General features: G+C 52.6%; 14 protein-coding genes. 8 read left to right on the forward strand and 6 right to left on the reverse strand.

The features are described 5' to 3' along the window. Positions 1–390: 390 nt before the first annotated feature. Positions 391–969, reverse strand: a complete 579-nt coding sequence (locus tag LZ463_RS24840) for an NAD(P)H-dependent oxidoreductase (protein WP_241459003.1) — start codon at positions 967–969, stop codon at positions 391–393. Between the two features lie 71 nt (positions 970–1,040). Further along, positions 1,041–1,592 carry a Crp/Fnr family transcriptional regulator gene (locus tag LZ463_RS24845; protein WP_241459004.1) on the reverse strand — a complete coding sequence of 184 codons (552 nt, stop codon included), beginning with the start codon at positions 1,590–1,592 and terminating at the stop codon, positions 1,041–1,043. 217 nt (positions 1,593–1,809) lie between these two features. On the opposite strand from LZ463_RS24845, the gene LZ463_RS24850 reads away from it, so the two are divergent. The 3 genes from LZ463_RS24850 to LZ463_RS24860 are packed head-to-tail and all read left to right on the forward strand — an operon-like array spanning position 1,810 to position 3,035. After that, a complete protein-coding gene (locus LZ463_RS24850; protein ID WP_241459005.1) occupies positions 1,810–2,316 on the forward strand; it encodes a hypothetical protein in 507 nt (168 codons plus the stop codon). 37 nt (positions 2,317–2,353) lie between these two features. Then, on the forward strand, positions 2,354–2,677 hold the full coding sequence (locus LZ463_RS24855) for a hypothetical protein (protein WP_241459006.1): 324 nt from the start codon (positions 2,354–2,356) through the stop codon (positions 2,675–2,677). Continuing rightward, positions 2,637–3,035: a hypothetical protein gene (locus tag LZ463_RS24860; RefSeq protein WP_241459007.1), complete on the forward strand. Its 399-nt coding sequence runs from the start codon at positions 2,637–2,639 to the stop codon at positions 3,033–3,035. The genes LZ463_RS24855 and LZ463_RS24860 overlap by 41 nt, the downstream gene beginning before the upstream one ends. 18 nt (positions 3,036–3,053) lie before the next feature. On the opposite strand, the gene LZ463_RS24865 is transcribed toward LZ463_RS24860, so the two are convergent. Then, positions 3,054–3,938 (reverse strand): LysR family transcriptional regulator, encoded by an 885-nt coding sequence (locus tag LZ463_RS24865; RefSeq protein ID WP_241459008.1) that lies wholly within the window; start codon positions 3,936–3,938, stop codon positions 3,054–3,056. A gap of 155 nt (positions 3,939–4,093) precedes the next feature. Here LZ463_RS24865 and LZ463_RS24870 point away from each other — a divergent pair, with 155 nt between their 5' ends. The 3 genes from LZ463_RS24870 (at position 4,094) to LZ463_RS24880 (ending at position 5,959) form a co-directional block, all read left to right on the forward strand. Further along, complete coding sequence (locus LZ463_RS24870) at positions 4,094–4,381, forward strand: DUF1330 domain-containing protein (protein WP_241459009.1); 288 nt, start codon at positions 4,094–4,096, stop codon at positions 4,379–4,381. 285 nt (positions 4,382–4,666) lie between these two features. Then, positions 4,667–5,362: an ATP-dependent Clp protease proteolytic subunit gene (locus LZ463_RS24875; protein WP_241459010.1), complete on the forward strand. Its 696-nt coding sequence runs from the start codon at positions 4,667–4,669 to the stop codon at positions 5,360–5,362. Positions 5,363–5,410: 48 nt separating this feature from the next. Next, positions 5,411–5,959, forward strand: a complete 549-nt coding sequence (locus LZ463_RS24880; RefSeq protein WP_241459011.1) for an STM3941 family protein — start codon at positions 5,411–5,413, stop codon at positions 5,957–5,959. A 9-nt stretch (positions 5,960–5,968) separates the two neighbouring features. Here LZ463_RS24880 and LZ463_RS24885 read toward each other — a convergent pair whose 3' ends face one another. The 3 genes from LZ463_RS24885 to LZ463_RS24895 form a co-directional block, all read right to left on the reverse strand. Continuing rightward, a complete protein-coding gene (locus LZ463_RS24885; RefSeq protein ID WP_241459012.1) occupies positions 5,969–6,685 on the reverse strand; it encodes a phosphodiester glycosidase family protein in 717 nt (238 codons plus the stop codon). Positions 6,686–6,807: 122 nt separating this feature from the next. After that, positions 6,808–8,718 (reverse strand): ABC transporter substrate-binding protein, encoded by a 1,911-nt coding sequence (locus tag LZ463_RS24890; protein ID WP_241459013.1) that lies wholly within the window; start codon positions 8,716–8,718, stop codon positions 6,808–6,810. Between the two features lie 323 nt (positions 8,719–9,041). After that, positions 9,042–12,023, reverse strand: coding sequence for a hypothetical protein (locus LZ463_RS24895; RefSeq protein ID WP_241459014.1), 2,982 nt, complete (start codon positions 12,021–12,023; stop codon positions 9,042–9,044). Between the two features lie 131 nt (positions 12,024–12,154). Here LZ463_RS24895 and LZ463_RS24900 point away from each other — a divergent pair, with 131 nt between their 5' ends. Both LZ463_RS24900 and LZ463_RS24905 read left to right on the forward strand, forming a co-directional pair. After that, positions 12,155–12,838 carry a hypothetical protein gene (locus LZ463_RS24900; RefSeq protein ID WP_241459015.1) on the forward strand — a complete coding sequence of 228 codons (684 nt, stop codon included), beginning with the start codon at positions 12,155–12,157 and terminating at the stop codon, positions 12,836–12,838. Positions 12,839–13,294: 456 nt separating this feature from the next. Then, entirely contained in the window at positions 13,295–15,697 is a 2,403-nt protein-coding gene (locus LZ463_RS24905; protein WP_241459016.1) for a TonB-dependent receptor, read from the forward strand. Positions 15,698–15,704: the final 7 nt, after the last annotated feature.

The following is a 15,704-nucleotide window of genomic DNA, read 5'->3' on the forward strand; positions in this document are numbered from 1 at the left end:
TAGGCTGTATGTATTCAGCATCATTCAATCGCCCCGTTAAACCTTCTTTCACTAAGCTCATTTAGCCAGACTTCATAGATCGGTAAACATCTCGCCCAAAAGTCGCGTCTCGTCATACGGAATCTCAGCTTCACTTGCCACAACCCTGTCCTGTAACCCATATTGCTACCTCGTGCGATACAGGCTACTTGGCCATAGAAACCTACTTCCAACCCGTTCTGTCTGCCCTTGCTTTGAGGTGGGCATTGACGCTCAGTTTGCTGAACATGCTGACTTTTTACTTTTTTGCTCGGGATATTTCTGCGTAGCTCGTGCGGTGCGTGGGGCGTGCCGTTTTGGCTTCGCCGTCGCCGAGTCTGGAAAAACAGTGGGGATATAAAAGAACCATCGTCACTCTGAAAACATCGCCCCCACCTGGTCCAGCCAGGTTTTGCGCTTGGCATCAGTGGCGTGGCTGACGGGTGACAGGGCTAGCCACTTTACCTTGCGTACGCCGCACTTGAGCAACGTGCCACGTACCAGTGCTCGTTGAACGGCGTTGCCATACAGCCAGCGATAAGCCCATTTGGGGGTGTTCATGGTTGTCACGATGACTGCCCGCTGGATATGGGTCAGGTGCCCCTTTAAACCTATCCTGGCTGGCTCGTAGGCCCAGCCCTTGGTGAATACCTTGTCGATAAAACCCTTGAGCAGGGCTGGCATGACTTCCCACCAGATGGGGAAAATGAATACCAGTTGCTGGGCAGCGTCGATGCGGGCCTGGTAGGCTGCAACGGCCGGGTCTGCGCTTTTTCCGCCAGCGTATACGGCCAGGTCGTGGCCGCGCATGATGGGGTCAAAATCTTCCTTATCCAGATGCAGACGGTCCACGGTATGGCCTGCTTGTTCGAGTTGCTGTACTACGCGGTCGTACAGGGCATGGCAATAACTCCTGGAATAGGGGTGGGCCAGAATGACTAATGTTTGCATGTTTTCGCTCCTTCAAAATTTGTGATGGAGCGATGATGTATCCCGGGGGACACATCGTCATTAACATATGTTCAGGCGGTGCTGTCAGGCGGTATATTTTTTAGCTTGCGGCGGATTCGGCTCAGGTGTACGGCGCTCACGCCCAAATAAGAGGCAAGAATGTGTTGGGGGATGCGTTCCAGCTGGTGTGAGTGCGTAGCCTGTAGGTTGAGGTAGCGCTGGGTGGGGGAATCTGCAATGGCGCTGGTGTAGAGCTTGACGTAATGAAAAAGCCGCTGCTGTGTCAATGCCAGCAGGTCGGCTTGCAGGGTTGACTCATTCTTGATGCGCGCCTTAATGATGCTTCCCTCCAGTACGTGCACATGACAGGCTTCCATGGTGATCAGGTGCATGGCACTGGGATTGCCGGACATCAGACTTTCCAGTGAACTGACGACATCACCTTCAAAGAAGAATTGTGTCGTGGTCTCGCGCCCTTGTGAATCAATGACGTAGAGCCGCGCGGCGCCTTGTTCTATCAGGTATAGTCGCTGCGCCACTTCACCGGCGCGTAACAGTAGCTGTTGCGCCTCGTAATGACGACGCGTGCCAAGTTCAAGGAAGCAGGTTTGCAGGGCATTCATGGTGAATCACCGCATTATTTTTAGCGGTGTGAGGTTGATTGGACAGATTTATGACCGGATAGATAATGATAATATAAGGTAAAAATCAATTGTTTTTCCAGCTTCGCAGTTCATGGTCATTTCTGGTCTTTTTCACGATCAGTTGAATCGCGCAAAGCTGATTGCTCAGGGTCATTATTCTCATTAATAAACCAATGCGCTCAGGCGCTGTCAATTTATGTCTATCATATTTCATGGACCACTGAAGGTCCATTTCGGTCAGTTCTATGTCTTGCCTACGGGTTCATGTGGTGTGGAACTGGATGATGCGTTTCGCGGGCAAGCCAATGGATTGTGCGGCGCGGCTGTGCCGGGGTCACTTTTTCTCATCACGGGGCTGCATACCGGTGAAGTCGAGTTTACCCTAGAAGTCCTGGATGCTGAGCCGCCTATTGACGACAGATGGGAAGAAATTGTCGAAGTATCTCTGGATGTTGCTGAACTGCCGGTGCTATTGGAGAGTTGGGGTGGTGATGTGATATGTGAGACTCCTGTTGGCAAGGGATGTTATCGCGTACGCTACTGTGCTCTTGCTATGGATGAAGGCCATGAATCACTGGGCGAGGATGGAATCGTCGATTTTTATCGCTTGTCCGTCTGGCCATCCCCAAAAACCGGTGATGTCGTCGTGAAGCAGACATCGCAGAGTGCCCGTTACTGGCATGAGACTGTGCGTAGTTTTTAGGTGCTGCAATGGATTTATTCTGGTCTGCTTGAGTGTCATGGATGTAAAGAAGCAGCAGCCGATTCTTACTTTTTATGGAATACATGAAACGACTTCACATCAGTACTCCCATCAGCGTGGATGCGCTCAATCAGATGGTGCCGAATTTGACGGCTTCTCTCCATACGTATCTGATGGTACGCAAGCGACCTTTATCTGCAAAAACTATCCATCTCCTTTGCATACTGATCAGGGTATGTTGCATACTTGGTTTGCTCTTGTCTTCGCTTCTTTTATATTGGGGTCAGCCTTTTCGCCCCATTTCGATTCAATTTGGAGTAATGATCTCTTTTCTCGTGCTGCTTTTGCTGTTTTGGGATAGCAATAAAGCGCAGCAAGGGCGGCTTGCTTTTCGCTCTTCTGTCCTGCATTGGTCCGCAAGAACGAGGGCAAGCGGTATATTGAAGACGGCAAAGAAAAGTGCGCCTTTCCATGCAGAGTATGATTTTCGTGGTGATACCGTGGTTTACCACAGGGCTGGTGCAGAGAAAGCAAGTTTTGTCTGGAGCAGAAAACTGACAGGGTTTCTATTGGTTGGGCATGGTTATACGCTGCTTTTCAAAAAAGAAAAATCCCTGAATCCCTATGCCATCTTTCTGCATGAGGCCGATGACGGTTTGCTGCCATATCTGGAAGAGCTGGGAATAAAGAAGCTCGCCATTGCCGCTGGCAATGCCTGAATGGGCGGCTGATAAAACCTACCCCAGCCGTTCCAGCACAAAATCCACAAAACTGCGCACCTTGGCGCTGGGTCTTTTTTCTGGCCGGCGTACGATGTGCAGCGGGCGCGTTGGCAGTTCCCAGTCGGGCATGAGTGTGGTCAACTGACCTGATGCGATGTGTTCTTCCAGCAGGCTGTCTGCCTGGGCGATGATGCCCAGGCCGTTCAGGGCGGCGGTGAGCAGGGCCTGGCCGTTGTTGCAGACGAATGCGCCTTGTACGGGGACGGTGATGCTGTCTTCAGCTTGCGTAAAGCGCCACGCGTGATTGGGTCCCCAGTCGCCAAATGCCAGGCAGTTGTGTTGGGCCAGTTCGGAGGGATGTGCCGGTGTGCCATGGCGCATCAGGTAGGCCGGGCTGGCGACGGCCAGCATGCGGGCAGGGCGCAGGGAGCGGGCGATCAGGTCGGTGTCATGCAATGCGCCTGAGCGAATGGCGACATCGACGGCTTCTTCAGCCAGGTCAACGACGCGGTTGTTGAGGGTCAGGTCTATCTTGACCTGTGGGCAGGCGAGGGCATAGGCGCTGATGACCGGTACCAGTCTTTGTACGCCATAAGAAACCGGCGCGCTGACGCGCAGCAGGCCCTGCGGTACGGCGCGCAGGTTTTCGGCAACCTGGTCGGCCATTTCCACGCTGGCGATGACGTCGCGGCAGCGCTCCAGGTAGTTGATGCCTATCTCGGTCAGGGCGTGCTTGCGGGTGGTGCGTTCCAGCAGGCTGGCGCCGAGTTGTTGTTCCAGCGCACGCACATGCTTGCCGACCATGACAGCGGACATGTCCAGTATCTGTGCGGCGGCGGCAAAGCTGTCTGAAGTGGCGGCCACGATGAAAACTTCCATGCTGCGCAATTTATCGCTCATCGTCTGTGATTCCATTCAAAACAAAAAGTTACGAATGTCGTAATGGTAGCAGTATTGAGTCTGATTCGTGCTTGTTCAATAATTAATCCATGACAGACGCAAGTGCATTGAGGCAGTTGCGTTGACTGTCAGTTTTATGGATAGAGGAGAGCAACATGGCAGCTTATGCAATTGGTTCTATGACAGTGAACAATACCGACTGGCAAAAAGAGTACGGTGAAAAAATGCCGGCGCTGATACAAAGACATGGCGGGCGCGTCCTGGCCAGGGCGCCTGCAACACAGCTTGAGGGCAGTGCTGCTTTGCCTACGGTCGTGGTGATGATCGAGTTTCCATCTACAGCGCAGGCACAGGCCTGGTACGATGATCCTGAGCATCAGCCCCTGAAGCAACTGCGCGGCACCGGCGCCAACCTGGAAATGCTGCTGGTGAACGGTCTGTAAGCGCAGGTTGCTGACGTATTGTCCTGCTGTGCGAACTTGTCTTGGCGGGGCAGGGGAGGTGGGCTGTGACAGTCCACCCGTCCGCAGTTTTCGTCATGCACGGAAACTAAGATATCATTCTGAACATAGTTGCGTAGGTGTCATCACGAAGGTGCCACAAACGCATCGCGATTCGGACAGGTCAGCAAAAGCATATTCAGGCAGTCTGCTGGCTGACATTGCTGGCACCGTGAACGGTAGCTGGTTCGAATCGCATTTTGTTTAAAAAATCATGAATGATATCCAATGAAATCCAGATTGAAAAAATTGTCCCTGCTGTTGGCGGCTACTGCCACCTTGTTCAGTACCCAGGCTTCTGCAATGGGCATGTTGAGGTCCAACGACACCCTGATCATGTATGGTCATGTTGAACCTGCCGATAGTGAGCGGTTTCGCCAGCAAATGGCCAAGGGCGACATCAGGCAGATCGTGCTCAGCGAAAGCCCTGGCGGTGACATGCGCGCCGCCTATACGATTGCCGACCTGATCACCAAAAACAATATACATACTGCGGTGCAGGGCAACTGCTATTCTGCCTGCGCCATGATCTTCATGGCGGGTACAGAGCGGCAGATGGTGGCGGGCAAGAAGCTGGCGAGTACCCGCCTGGGCTTCCATGGCCCGCATAACAAGCAGACCCATGAGGTTGCCAGGGCAGCCATTCCGCATTTGCGTGAATGGCTGTTGAAGGCAACCAATGGCAAGTTCCCGGAAGAGATACTCGACCGTGCCATGAACATAGACCGCGCCGGTGACATGATGATTTTCTACTACCCTGGCGAGGGCATGTACAATGACATCCGTTTTTGTACAGAAGGGTCTTTGCGCTGCGAGAGTGTCAAAGGCCATAACGTCGTCAGTGTAGGCGTATTGACGACGGCAGAGCTGCTTGATCTTGAGAAGCTGTCACCCAAAACGGCGGAAGAGAAAAAGCCGGAGTAAGTACAGTTTGCGTCTCTGATTTTCTGGTCTGCATCTGAACGGGGGAGTATGTCTGGTCCTGATGAAACAGTCATTGAGCTGAGCAAGTCCAAATTGCGCGGTGTGGTCGCGGGCGCGCTGGTTTTTGTGGCAGCCAGTATCTGGATGGTGCAGATGGATGCGGCACAGGTGGCCGAAAAGGGTTTGGTCAATGATGTCGTGATCATGCACGGCATAGGCTGGGCGGGGCTGGTGTTTTTCGGCCTTTGTGGTTTTGCCGGTTTGCTGAAAATCATTGACCGCAAGCCTGGCCTGGTGCTCAGCCAGGCAGGCATACACGATAACAGCAGCTATCTTGCTGCCGGCCTGATACCGTGGTCTGACATTACCGGGTTATCTGTGTTTGAAGTGTCTGGCCAGCGTGTGATGGTGGTCAATGTCCGCGACCCTGAGCGCTATATCAGTCTTGGCAGCCTGCCCAAGCGGGCCTTGAAGCGCATCAATCACCGGCTATGCGGCAGCCCAGTCGGTATCGCCTCCAACTCACTGAAACTGGGGTTTGAAGAGCTGCTCGATACAACGGGCCGCTACCTGCAAAAATATGGCGGCCGCTATTGAGGCTTGCCGCTATTTTGCATCCGTGGTTGCCTGCACGACGGCAATGATGGGGCCAAGGTCAACGGTGGCATCGTTCCTGTTCAGTTCAGTTGAATAGATGCCTGAGATGTTGCCGTCGAGGTAAAGCGCATCCTGGCAATGCAGTTCATCGCGAAAGAATTGCGCCATTTCATACAGGTTGACCGGCTGCTCGGTGATTACAAACAGGGCCTTGTTGCCGACCACGCCAACGCCATTGCGCTTGAGGCGTGAAGTAGAATTCTCTTTGAATGCCGGATGGATCACGCCTTTGCGCAGCAGCAGGGGGCCGGACTGTGTCGCCAGTATGGTCTTAGCCGCCAGTGGTGGGTATTCTGATGATTCAACCACCATCGGGCCGGATTGGGTCAGCAAAAAGACGCCATTGGGCTTCAGGAAAAAATTGCCGTAAGCATCGCCAAGATTGAGTGGTGTGAGCTGCTGGCCCTGTTGCACATACAGTCCTACAGGTGAGTAGTCGGCATGATACATGCCGGCATTCATGGCAAAGCGCAATTCTTTGCCCTGGCCCGCCAGCCAGGTTTTGAGGCGGTCAAACTGCTTGAAGCCACGGTCCTTGTCATCGCGCAGGTACAGTTGTAATTCTTCTGTCGTGGTGTCGACGGGGATGACGGTGAAACGCGGGTCGGCAGCCTGGCATGTCAGGCTGAAGAGCAGGCAAAGCAGGGAGGTGGTGATCAATCTCAAAGCGTTCCCCGTTTTCAGGTAAGCAGCATCATCCCGGCCATTCCGGGGGCTGCCTGCATTTTACCCGCACAGTGTCTTTTTCAGGATAGAACTTGATGGCTTGTTTTTTTGGATTTTCTTGCTTAGCGCATTGCTGTCGATGATAGCTGCATCTGATTATTTTTATAGGTATACAGGGTGATGGCAGCTTGCCGTAAATCGCCGTTTGAATCAAAAGAAATGCGGCTGGTTATACCGTCAAAGCTGATGATCCGCAAATAGCCAAGATAAGCGGATGGTTCTACCGAATCGGCCTTTATCATGGCGTAGATCAGACTGGTGGTGGCGTCATAAGCATAAGGGGCGTAGGTAATCCAGTTTTTGCCAAAACGCTTTTTAAAGTTCTGTTCGAATGAATCAATCAAAGCTATCTTGTCTGGATATGTTGCGCCAGGGACGCTGCAAAATACTTTATCATCCTGGATACTGTAGTACGCCAGTTTTCCTAGTTCACGAGAACATATCTTTTCCGTGCCGACGAATTTCGGGAACATGCCTTGTTTCGCCAGTTGCGACAGCAATGGCCCGGCCTGTTCGTCCCGGCCGGTAAAAAAGATCAGATCGGGATTGGCGGTTTTGAGGGCTGCGATCTCATTATCGAAACTGACGGCATCGAGGGACACGGTTTGCGTGCTGACCAGGGTATTACCATTTTTTTCGGCGACGTCTCTGAAAAGATTACCTGCGCTCATAGCATAGGAACTGCCGTCACGAATGATAGCGATTTTTTTTGCAGGCAGATTACGGGTCGTTTCTTTGGCCAGCAGGACAAGCGCAGTTTGTTCGTCCGTGATTGTTCTGAAGGCGGTAGAAAATCCCTGGCGGGTGTATCTGGCGCTTCTGGTTGCAGGTGAAATTTGTGGCACGACCGCTTCAAAATATACTTTGGACGCCTCAAGGGATGCATTATTGCCGAGATGCCCGACTACACCCTTGACGCCACGAGCCAGCAGACGTCTGGCTGCGAGTGGTGCTTCCTCAGCATCACCTTTGTCATCCTCAGTGACCAGCTCAAACTTGACCGGGCGCCCCTTGATCACAATATTGGTTGCGTTGGCATATTCGATGGCTAGACGGGCACCGTTTTCGCTATCGAGTCCCGATTCAGCATATTTGCCAGTTGTTGGCGCTACATGGCCTATGCGTACCACCAGAGGAGCTTGTGAGCCAGAGTCTGGTGTGGCTGTCTGTGGCGTGCCGGTTTGCTGGGGTTTTCTTTCTGTGTCTGCCCTTTGTGTAGTGGCTGGGCGGCTTTTTTTCTCTCCTCCCTCACCATAAATCAGATAGACAGCATTTTCTGCCATCTCTGCAATGTCTTCCCTGGATTTGACGGTTTTTGCCGGCGCCTGGGGTAACAGGTCCCTGACGGCCTTGGTACTTGATACCATCGCCAGCAGGTATTGAACTTTTACAGCAAAGTTGACGTTTTGTGCAATCGAGCCTTTCTGCATCATGTATTCGTCACTGAGCTTGGAGGTGATGACGCCGATGACTGCGCCATGATTATCCAGTAAAGGCCCGCCAGAATTCCCGGACTGTATGGGCGTACTGATCTGCAGGAAACGAATATCGCCGCCCAGGCCGCTTTCTGCCGTGATGGTGCCATTGGTAAATTTTGATTCCGGCCCCTGTACATCGATATTGGGGAAACCCAGTGTCGAGACATCTGATCCTTTGCGTGTACGTGGCGAATTGTCCAGGTACAGCGGTGTTGTTTTTTCGTTGATATTGAGGATGGCCAGATCATTGTAGGGATCAACTGCCACAATCTCGGCACGATGTGGTTTCTTGTACTGATCAAAGGCAAAGATTTTGTCAAGGTTCCGCACGACATGGTAATTGGTGACCAGGTGCCCGCTCCTGGTGATGGCAAAAGCAGTTCCCGAAGAAGCGAACTCAGCTTCTTCGGCATGTGCCGGGGAATTGAATACAGTGCTGAAAACGAACAGGCAGAGAAAAACAATGACGCTATTTTTTTTAAAAAGAGAAGGCATGTCCAGGTCGTCTTTTAACAATGAGGTGAAGAAAGGATAAAAGGCAGGCGGCAAGTTACAGCCAGTATTGCGTAAAACGGATATGGCAACAAGTATACTTGAGATGACGTGGATTGGTTTTAACCTGCAACAGATATCTTTGCAGATTCTCAGGAGGATTGGTCGTTATCTGTATATGCTTTCCGCGTGTGTAACGGGCAAGCATGGCAGGGCTCGCTTCGATAGCGTTGACCTGGCAATCCTGATGTCACAACAGCTGCTCTTGAGTACAGTTCAGGTAATGGAGAGAAGACTGTCTGAACACGGATTCGTGCACTGCCAGATCAGGAGCTGGCCCTGGTTCTTGCCTTGCATCGGGTTTCTCTTTGCTCTATGTTGAGCAAGGTTTGCTGGAAAGGATTTTTCCAGTCGTTGCCATAGAGGGGCGTTCTGCATAGCTGCTCGTCGCTGACGGGTCTGCCAGCTTTGGCTGCAGCGGTTTTGGCTTTGCGCTGTGTTTCTTGCAAACGCTCACTGAGCTTGCTGGCTTCGGTCTGTTCGCCCAGGGCGCGCAGACTTTCTATCAGCATCAGGTCAGCCTGGTAATTGCTGATGGGTTGATTGCGCGACAGGAAAAAATCAATCCACCAGGTTCCTGTACCTGGCGCTTTGACGTTTTGCAGCGCGACAGCTTCGGCCCTCGCCTGAACAAAATCTTTTTGCTGCAAGGCCATCATCCATCTGATCTGATGACTGGTGCGAACCAATTCTTCATTCTGGATGCCAGGTTTATTTCTTTTGGCCGTCCCCTTGGCTGGGGCGTCAGTTGTGGCATTGATTGCCTGTGCCAGCAGTTTGCCAGCTTCATCAAATTTCTTTTTGCCTGCCAGTATCCAGGCCATGTCCGTGTTTGCGGTCTGACAAAAGAAATTATTGGCGAGTTTGCCGGCACATTCATAGTCATTGTAAGCGGCCTGCAATTCATGCTCGGCTTCTTCAATGCTGCCAGAACGATAGTAGCCACGGGCCAGCATCTGATGCGCGCCGAAAAGTTGGGTATCACCGGGGTGTTTGTCTTTGGCGAACAACTTGACGACTTCCTGTTTGAGCGCCAGTTGTGACGGGTTGTCGGGATCATAGTCACGCGCCTGCAAGACTTCGGCCAGCAGGCGGGCGTCATTTTTATCGCCGCCACTGTTGTTCAGGCGGGTGCGTAAAATGGCCTCTGCCTCTTGCAGGTAGTTGGCGATGTCTGCCTGGTTTTTCTTCTCGTTTTCCGGCTCGTCCTCACCAGCCCAATTGCCCAGTGCATGGGCCATGGATAAGGCGGCATCGGCATGCTGGTATGTCGCCTGTACCGAATTATTGTTTTCTGCGTAGTAGATTCTGGCAATGCGCAGGGCGTCTTCCGGGTCGCTGTCCGAGGCTTCTTCGATTGCCGCCTTGATGGTGGCGACACGTGCTTCACCTTGTGCGGCGTTGAGTTTTTCTGCACGGGCCTGGCGCATGCTGTTCTTTTCTTCTTCCCATGAAGCGGCGCCGGTCTTTGACTGGTCGACAGGAATATCAGGCAGGGCCTGACCTGAAGTCGTCGCCAGCAAGCTTGAGCCGCCTTGTGCCGCCAGGCTCAGCGTCGGGCCTGGTGACAGTATCAGCAGGGCGATAATGGCAGCAATGGGTAGCATGATACTGGCCAGGTAGATACCAAGGCCGGTTGCGCTTTCTTTCCAGCCGGGCAGGCGTCCAAGGTAGCGTGGCAGCAGGGCCTGACCAATTGCCAGTTTGCTGGTGAAGCTCCATTTGATGAACTGGGGCTGCTCAAGAAAATCAAATAATTCCGCGACGGCGACAGCAAACTTTCTGTCTTGTTGTGGCGCTACATTCTGCTTTTGCAGTAGCGAAGCTGTTCTGGCCAGTTTGTACTGAAACTGCGCAGCGATCAGCATCAGTATGCCGATGGCAGGCAAAACGCGGTCATTGATGTACAAGCCGTAGGCCAGGATCGCCATGCCGCTTGCCAATGAAAATGCAAAACGCAACCAGGGCAGGCGGGCGATCAGCAATAAGTCAATGACGCGGCCACCATCAAGTGGCAGCACAGGCAGCAGATTGAAGCCATTGACCAGCAAGGCAGCCATGATGGCCATGCTCAGATAGGGGCCGGTTGTACTTGTGAGCAGGTCCGGTTGCCAGACCACCAGCGCGGCTGCTGCCAGCGCCAGCATAATGCCGGGCATGGGTCCGGCCAGGTAGACCAGCATATGTGTCAACGGCCTGGCTTCATGTTTCTCGCCACTGGTGACACCGCCCATGCCAGGTACAAAAAATACCTGCACGTCACGAAAGCCGGACAACTTCATTGCTGCCCAGTGGCCCGCTTCATGCAGGGCAATGATGGCGGCAATCACCAGCGCACCTGTCAGTCCCCAGAGGTAACTACCCAGCGCCATGAAAAATACGGCGGATACAAACAGCATCGATAGCTGATACCAGCGCGGCGCCGACATGGAACGTAGTGCGCATAGGGTACGCACAAAAGAATAACGGTCGCGCGCCTGACGGACTGCCTGCACATCGGCTGCACTCATACTACTGGCTGAACCCATGCCGGTTTTGCTCTTGCGCCAGCCACCCTTGCGCAAACTCCAGACCATCTTTAGTGCAGGCCAGAAGCGAAAGCCATAAACCGGTTCGTCACCGCGCTGTCCACGCTGATAAACCTTGCCTTCTCTTTCCAGCCGCACCAGCCAGCGTTCTGCCAGGTTCTGTGCAATCTCCGGCGCATCGACCGGATCTGTACGCTGCACAGTAATCAGTTCGCGTACATGCAGATGGGTTGCCAGTTGCCCTGCGAAATCACTGCTCTTGTCATTGATGACAGTGACACGGCCAGGGTAGGGCACGACGGTATTGAGAGTACCGTTCAAGGTCAGCAGGGCACGGCCATCGATATAGGTATTCCACAAATAAACTGTGTAGAGGCGTTGTTCGTAAGGCGATTCGCTGGGATAGACTTCAGCATGAACATCCTGTGCAAGATGATGATACACGTCACAATAGCTGGCCGGGACATCGCCAGCAGCAGTCACTGCACGTTCACGCCAGCTATGCATGTAGCGAAAACCAGCCTGCTCCATTTCGGCACGTGCGGCTTCGAGCACAGTCCGCATATCGCCAGTGGCATGACGCAGGCAAGGCGTTTTGCGTGGCGTCCATAATTGCAATTTCAGCAAACGGTTGACGCCTATCATCAGGCTCACGACTTGCAAAAATACGATAACGGCAACAAAACTCAAGCCTATCGTCCACAATAAATCCACGCTCATTCCCACCAACATCTCCAGCATCAAGGTATCGCTAGCATTGTCAGCTAATTGACCAGAAATTGCGAGCGCAAGACCCGCTTTAGAGGGTGACTTCTGTAGAAAGTAAAATTTATTTGCAGAGGTCTTGTCATTTGTATAGCGATCAGGCGGGCTTTGATATTAATTTACAAATGTTTGGGTATGCAGGTATTTTTGTTCAAGGCAAAGCTTTAGTGGATTTGTTGGACTGGAGCTTCATCAGTCTCACACTGTGTCTGAAGATTACCTTGCACAGCCTCGTAGGTTGGGCTAGGGTTTCATCAGCCCAACACTCGATCTCAAAATTGCCTTGTTTGGCGTGGTGCTTATACATTCTTTTTTTACCTGCATTCGTTGATGTGAGTGTAAAGGCCGGGGGTAGCCCGGCGGCTACTCACTTTTCTTGTCTCGCCAAGAAAAGTAAGCCAAAGAAGGCGACCGAGGCGTCGCTGCCCCCTGCGGGGGTACCCTTTGCAGCAAGTCAAAAAATGGGAAGGCTCGAAAACTCGCTGGCGCTCAAACATCGATCCTTCTTCTTCCATTTTCTGCCTTGCAGCAAAGGCATCGACACATCGGAACAGCAAAGATCAAAAACAACCTCAAAGTCAAAAACAACGACACTACAGCGGCGATTCAAATTACCTTGGATAAGGTTAATCAACGAGACTTTGCTGTTGCTGTTGCTGTTGCTGTTGCTGTTGCTGTTGCTGTTGCTGTTGTCTTTGACTTTCGCTGTTCCCATGTGTAGACGCCGGTTGTGCGGTACAGAAAATGGATCAAGAAGAGCCGATGTTTGAGCGAAGCGAGTTTTCGGATCTTCCCATTTTTTGTACCGCACAACCGGGAACCCCGCAGGGGCGGCTACGCCTGGGTCGCCTTCTTTGGCTTACTTTTCTTGGCGAGACAAGAAAAGTGAGTAGCTGTCGGGCTACCCCCGACCTGTAGTCGTCAATGAGCGTATGCAGATTAAAAGAGCGCATAAGCAGCATACCGCATGATCTAACCTGATCAGCCCACCTATCTTTCCCCACAGAAAACACTGTCACTGCAAGGTCATAAAACACCACTACACTTCGGCGGCTCGTTTGATGTTCCATTCCGTTTTTTCAGCATCCTGAACTAATTTTTCAAGGCATTTTTGCACTGACCCGGTCGCTGCGTGGCGGACAGGGCGGGGAAGTATTTGCGTATTTTTTTGTGAATACCCCTCATGCAGATGTCGTGTTTACTAAAACAGAAATACAGAGAAACCTATGAAATCAACTCACCCAAAAAAAACCGGCATATCAACCTCTGCCTTTCCATCAACGCCCCTGCTGCGCATGTCTGCTGCCTGCCTGATGGCCTTTGCTCAATTGGCGAACGCGCAAAATACGGCGAACAAGGACGATAACAAAAACGATAAAGCTGATGGGGGCATTGCCACGGTAGAGATTTCATCACAGACGACTCGTTCTGCGGTATCCCTGCGCGGGGCTGAATTGCAAAAGATTTTACCTGGCACCAACCCGGTCAAGGGTTTGCAGACTTTGCCTGGCGTGACCTTTGCCACGGCTGATCCCTGGGGCAACAATGAACAGAACCTGAGCCTGTTCGTGCATGGTTTCAATGGTCAGCAGCTTGGTTATACGCTTGATGGTGTGCCGCTCGGTGACCAGAACTATGGCAATTACAACGGCTTGTCGCCGCAGCGCGCGGTCATCAGCGAAAACGTGCGCAATGTGATCCTGTCTTCCGGTGCCGGTAACCTGGCGACGGCTTCAACCAGCAACCTGGGTGGCACGATAGAAGTGTTTTCCAGCGACCCGCTGGCAGTGCAAAGAACCAGCCTGGAACAGACCTTTGGCAGCTACCGTACTTCACGCACGTTTGCCCGTTTTGATACCGGCAATTTTGGAGATGGCAACGCCGCTTATATTGCGGTCATGCGTCAGGACGCACGCGCCTGGGACTTTGACGGCAAGCAGGGCGGCAAGCAGCTAAATGCCAAATACACCAATACGCAAAACAGCGGCAAGTTCACTTTCTATTTCAACTACAACGACAAGATAGAACCGAATGAAGATGCCACTGTGCATGTGACTGGCGAAACCAGTGCGCCTTATACGCGGCCGTTTCTCTATCCTGATTTTGCGACTGCCTTGAGCTATCTGTCGCCGACCGGTGCGACACCAGCGGCAGAAGGTTCCAACTACCGCAATTACTATAGCGATGCGCAGCGCAAAGACGTGCTGACTTATGCCAAACATGACTGGAATATCGGTAACGATACGGTCTGGTCCAATCAAGCCTATTTCCATCGTGATGATGGCGTGGGTGTGGTGGCTGGCCCCATCGGTGCGGCGGGTTTGCCGGCCTTGTTCAGCGTCTACTTCCCCAACCAGAACCTGAAGCAAGTGTTCGGCAATTCTGGCTACGCAACACGGACGACGGAATATGATATCCATCGTTCCGGCCTGATCTCCAACCTGCGCACCAGCTGGGGCGATCACCAGATCGAATTCGGTGGTTGGTGGGAGCATAATGAATCGTCAGCCTATCGCCGCTGGTATGCGCTCGACGTCAATAACCCCAGTTCACCTTATGACAGGCCAAGCAAACCACTGATTACTCAGTATGGCAGTGAGATACGCAATAACGTCATTCAGTTGCATCTGCAGGATGAATGGAAGGTGCGCCCGGACCTGAGTTTGCAGGCCGGCTTCAAGTCCAGCCTGCAATATGCCAGGGGGGATTTCCCTGTACAGCCTTTGCCCGGCGCCATTTCTGGCGGTTCACTGGCCTTGCCTGTGGGTGAGATCGATACCAAGAAGTGGTTCTTGCCACAACTGGGTTTGCTGTGGGATTTAAGTCCGCGCGATCAGGTGTTTGTCAATGCGCAGAAAAATATGCGTCAGTTCATGACCTATGGTGGTGGCGGTGCGTCGCCCTGGAGCCTGGCCAGCCAGTCTGCGTTTGATCTGTTCAAGAATACTGCGCAGCCAGAAACTTCGGTGACTTACGAACTGGGCTGGCGCGGCAAGCGCAATCTTGATCTTGGCATGCTGAACAAATTTGATGCCCAGGTCAATGTCTACCACGTGGACTTCAGCAATCGCCTGTTGCAGATCAGCCCGACGCCGGTGATTACTTCCATCGTCGGTGGCAACCCCATCCTGGCCAACGTCGGCAGCGTCAGCACTGATGGTATCGATATCGCCGGAACGCTGTACTTTGGCAAAAACTTCAGTTTCTACAACGCCCTGTCGTATAACCGTTCTGTGTATGCTGATGACTATAGCAATGGCAAGGCTGTGGTCAATACCGCAGGCAAGCGTGTTCCTGGCAGCCCGGAATGGATGAACAAGTTCGTTGCCACGGCCACATTTGGCGACTTTGAAGCGCAACTGACGGGTGATTATGTGGGCAAGCGCTATGCCACCTATACCAATGACCTGGCTGTTGACAGTTACTTCATGCTCAACCTCGGCCTGTCTGCAAAAATACCGCTGGAACCCAGGGGCTTTTTGAAAAATGCTAAAGTACGCATGAATGTCACCAATCTCAACCAGGTCACTGGGGCTTCCGTCGTGGTGGTTGGTGCGGCCAGTGGCACCTACAATACTTTCCCTATCGCCCCGCGTCAGGTTTTTGTGACATTTGGTGCGAGTTTTTAAGGAGCAT

Source organism: Undibacterium paludis (assembly GCF_022568815.1).
Lineage (GTDB): Bacteria > Pseudomonadota > Gammaproteobacteria > Burkholderiales > Burkholderiaceae_D > Undibacterium.

What these genes read in the sequence shown, in the direction of transcription:
- LZ463_RS24860 (WP_241459007.1), top strand. Translation starts at nt 2,637, where the DNA reads ATGATCTCTTTTCTCGTGCTGCTTTTGCTGTTTTGGGATAGCAATAAA.
- LZ463_RS24865 (WP_241459008.1), bottom strand. Translation starts at nt 3,938, where the DNA reads ATGAGCGATAAATTGCGCAGCATGGAAGTTTTCATCGTGGCCGCCACT.
- LZ463_RS24870 (WP_241459009.1), top strand. Translation starts at nt 4,094, where the DNA reads ATGGCAGCTTATGCAATTGGTTCTATGACAGTGAACAATACCGACTGG.
- LZ463_RS24890 (WP_241459013.1), bottom strand. Translation starts at nt 8,718, where the DNA reads ATGCCTTCTCTTTTTAAAAAAAATAGCGTCATTGTTTTTCTCTGCCTG.
- LZ463_RS24895 (WP_241459014.1), bottom strand. Translation starts at nt 12,023, where the DNA reads ATGAGCGTGGATTTATTGTGGACGATAGGCTTGAGTTTTGTTGCCGTT.
- LZ463_RS24905 (WP_241459016.1), top strand. Translation starts at nt 13,295, where the DNA reads ATGAAATCAACTCACCCAAAAAAAACCGGCATATCAACCTCTGCCTTT.
- LZ463_RS24880 (WP_241459011.1), top strand. Translation starts at nt 5,411, where the DNA reads ATGTCTGGTCCTGATGAAACAGTCATTGAGCTGAGCAAGTCCAAATTG.
- LZ463_RS24850 (WP_241459005.1), top strand. Translation starts at nt 1,810, where the DNA reads ATGTCTATCATATTTCATGGACCACTGAAGGTCCATTTCGGTCAGTTC.
- LZ463_RS24845 (WP_241459004.1), bottom strand. Translation starts at nt 1,592, where the DNA reads ATGAATGCCCTGCAAACCTGCTTCCTTGAACTTGGCACGCGTCGTCAT.
- LZ463_RS24875 (WP_241459010.1), top strand. Translation starts at nt 4,667, where the DNA reads ATGAAATCCAGATTGAAAAAATTGTCCCTGCTGTTGGCGGCTACTGCC.
- LZ463_RS24840 (WP_241459003.1), bottom strand. Translation starts at nt 969, where the DNA reads ATGCAAACATTAGTCATTCTGGCCCACCCCTATTCCAGGAGTTATTGC.
- LZ463_RS24855 (WP_241459006.1), top strand. Translation starts at nt 2,354, where the DNA reads ATGGATGTAAAGAAGCAGCAGCCGATTCTTACTTTTTATGGAATACAT.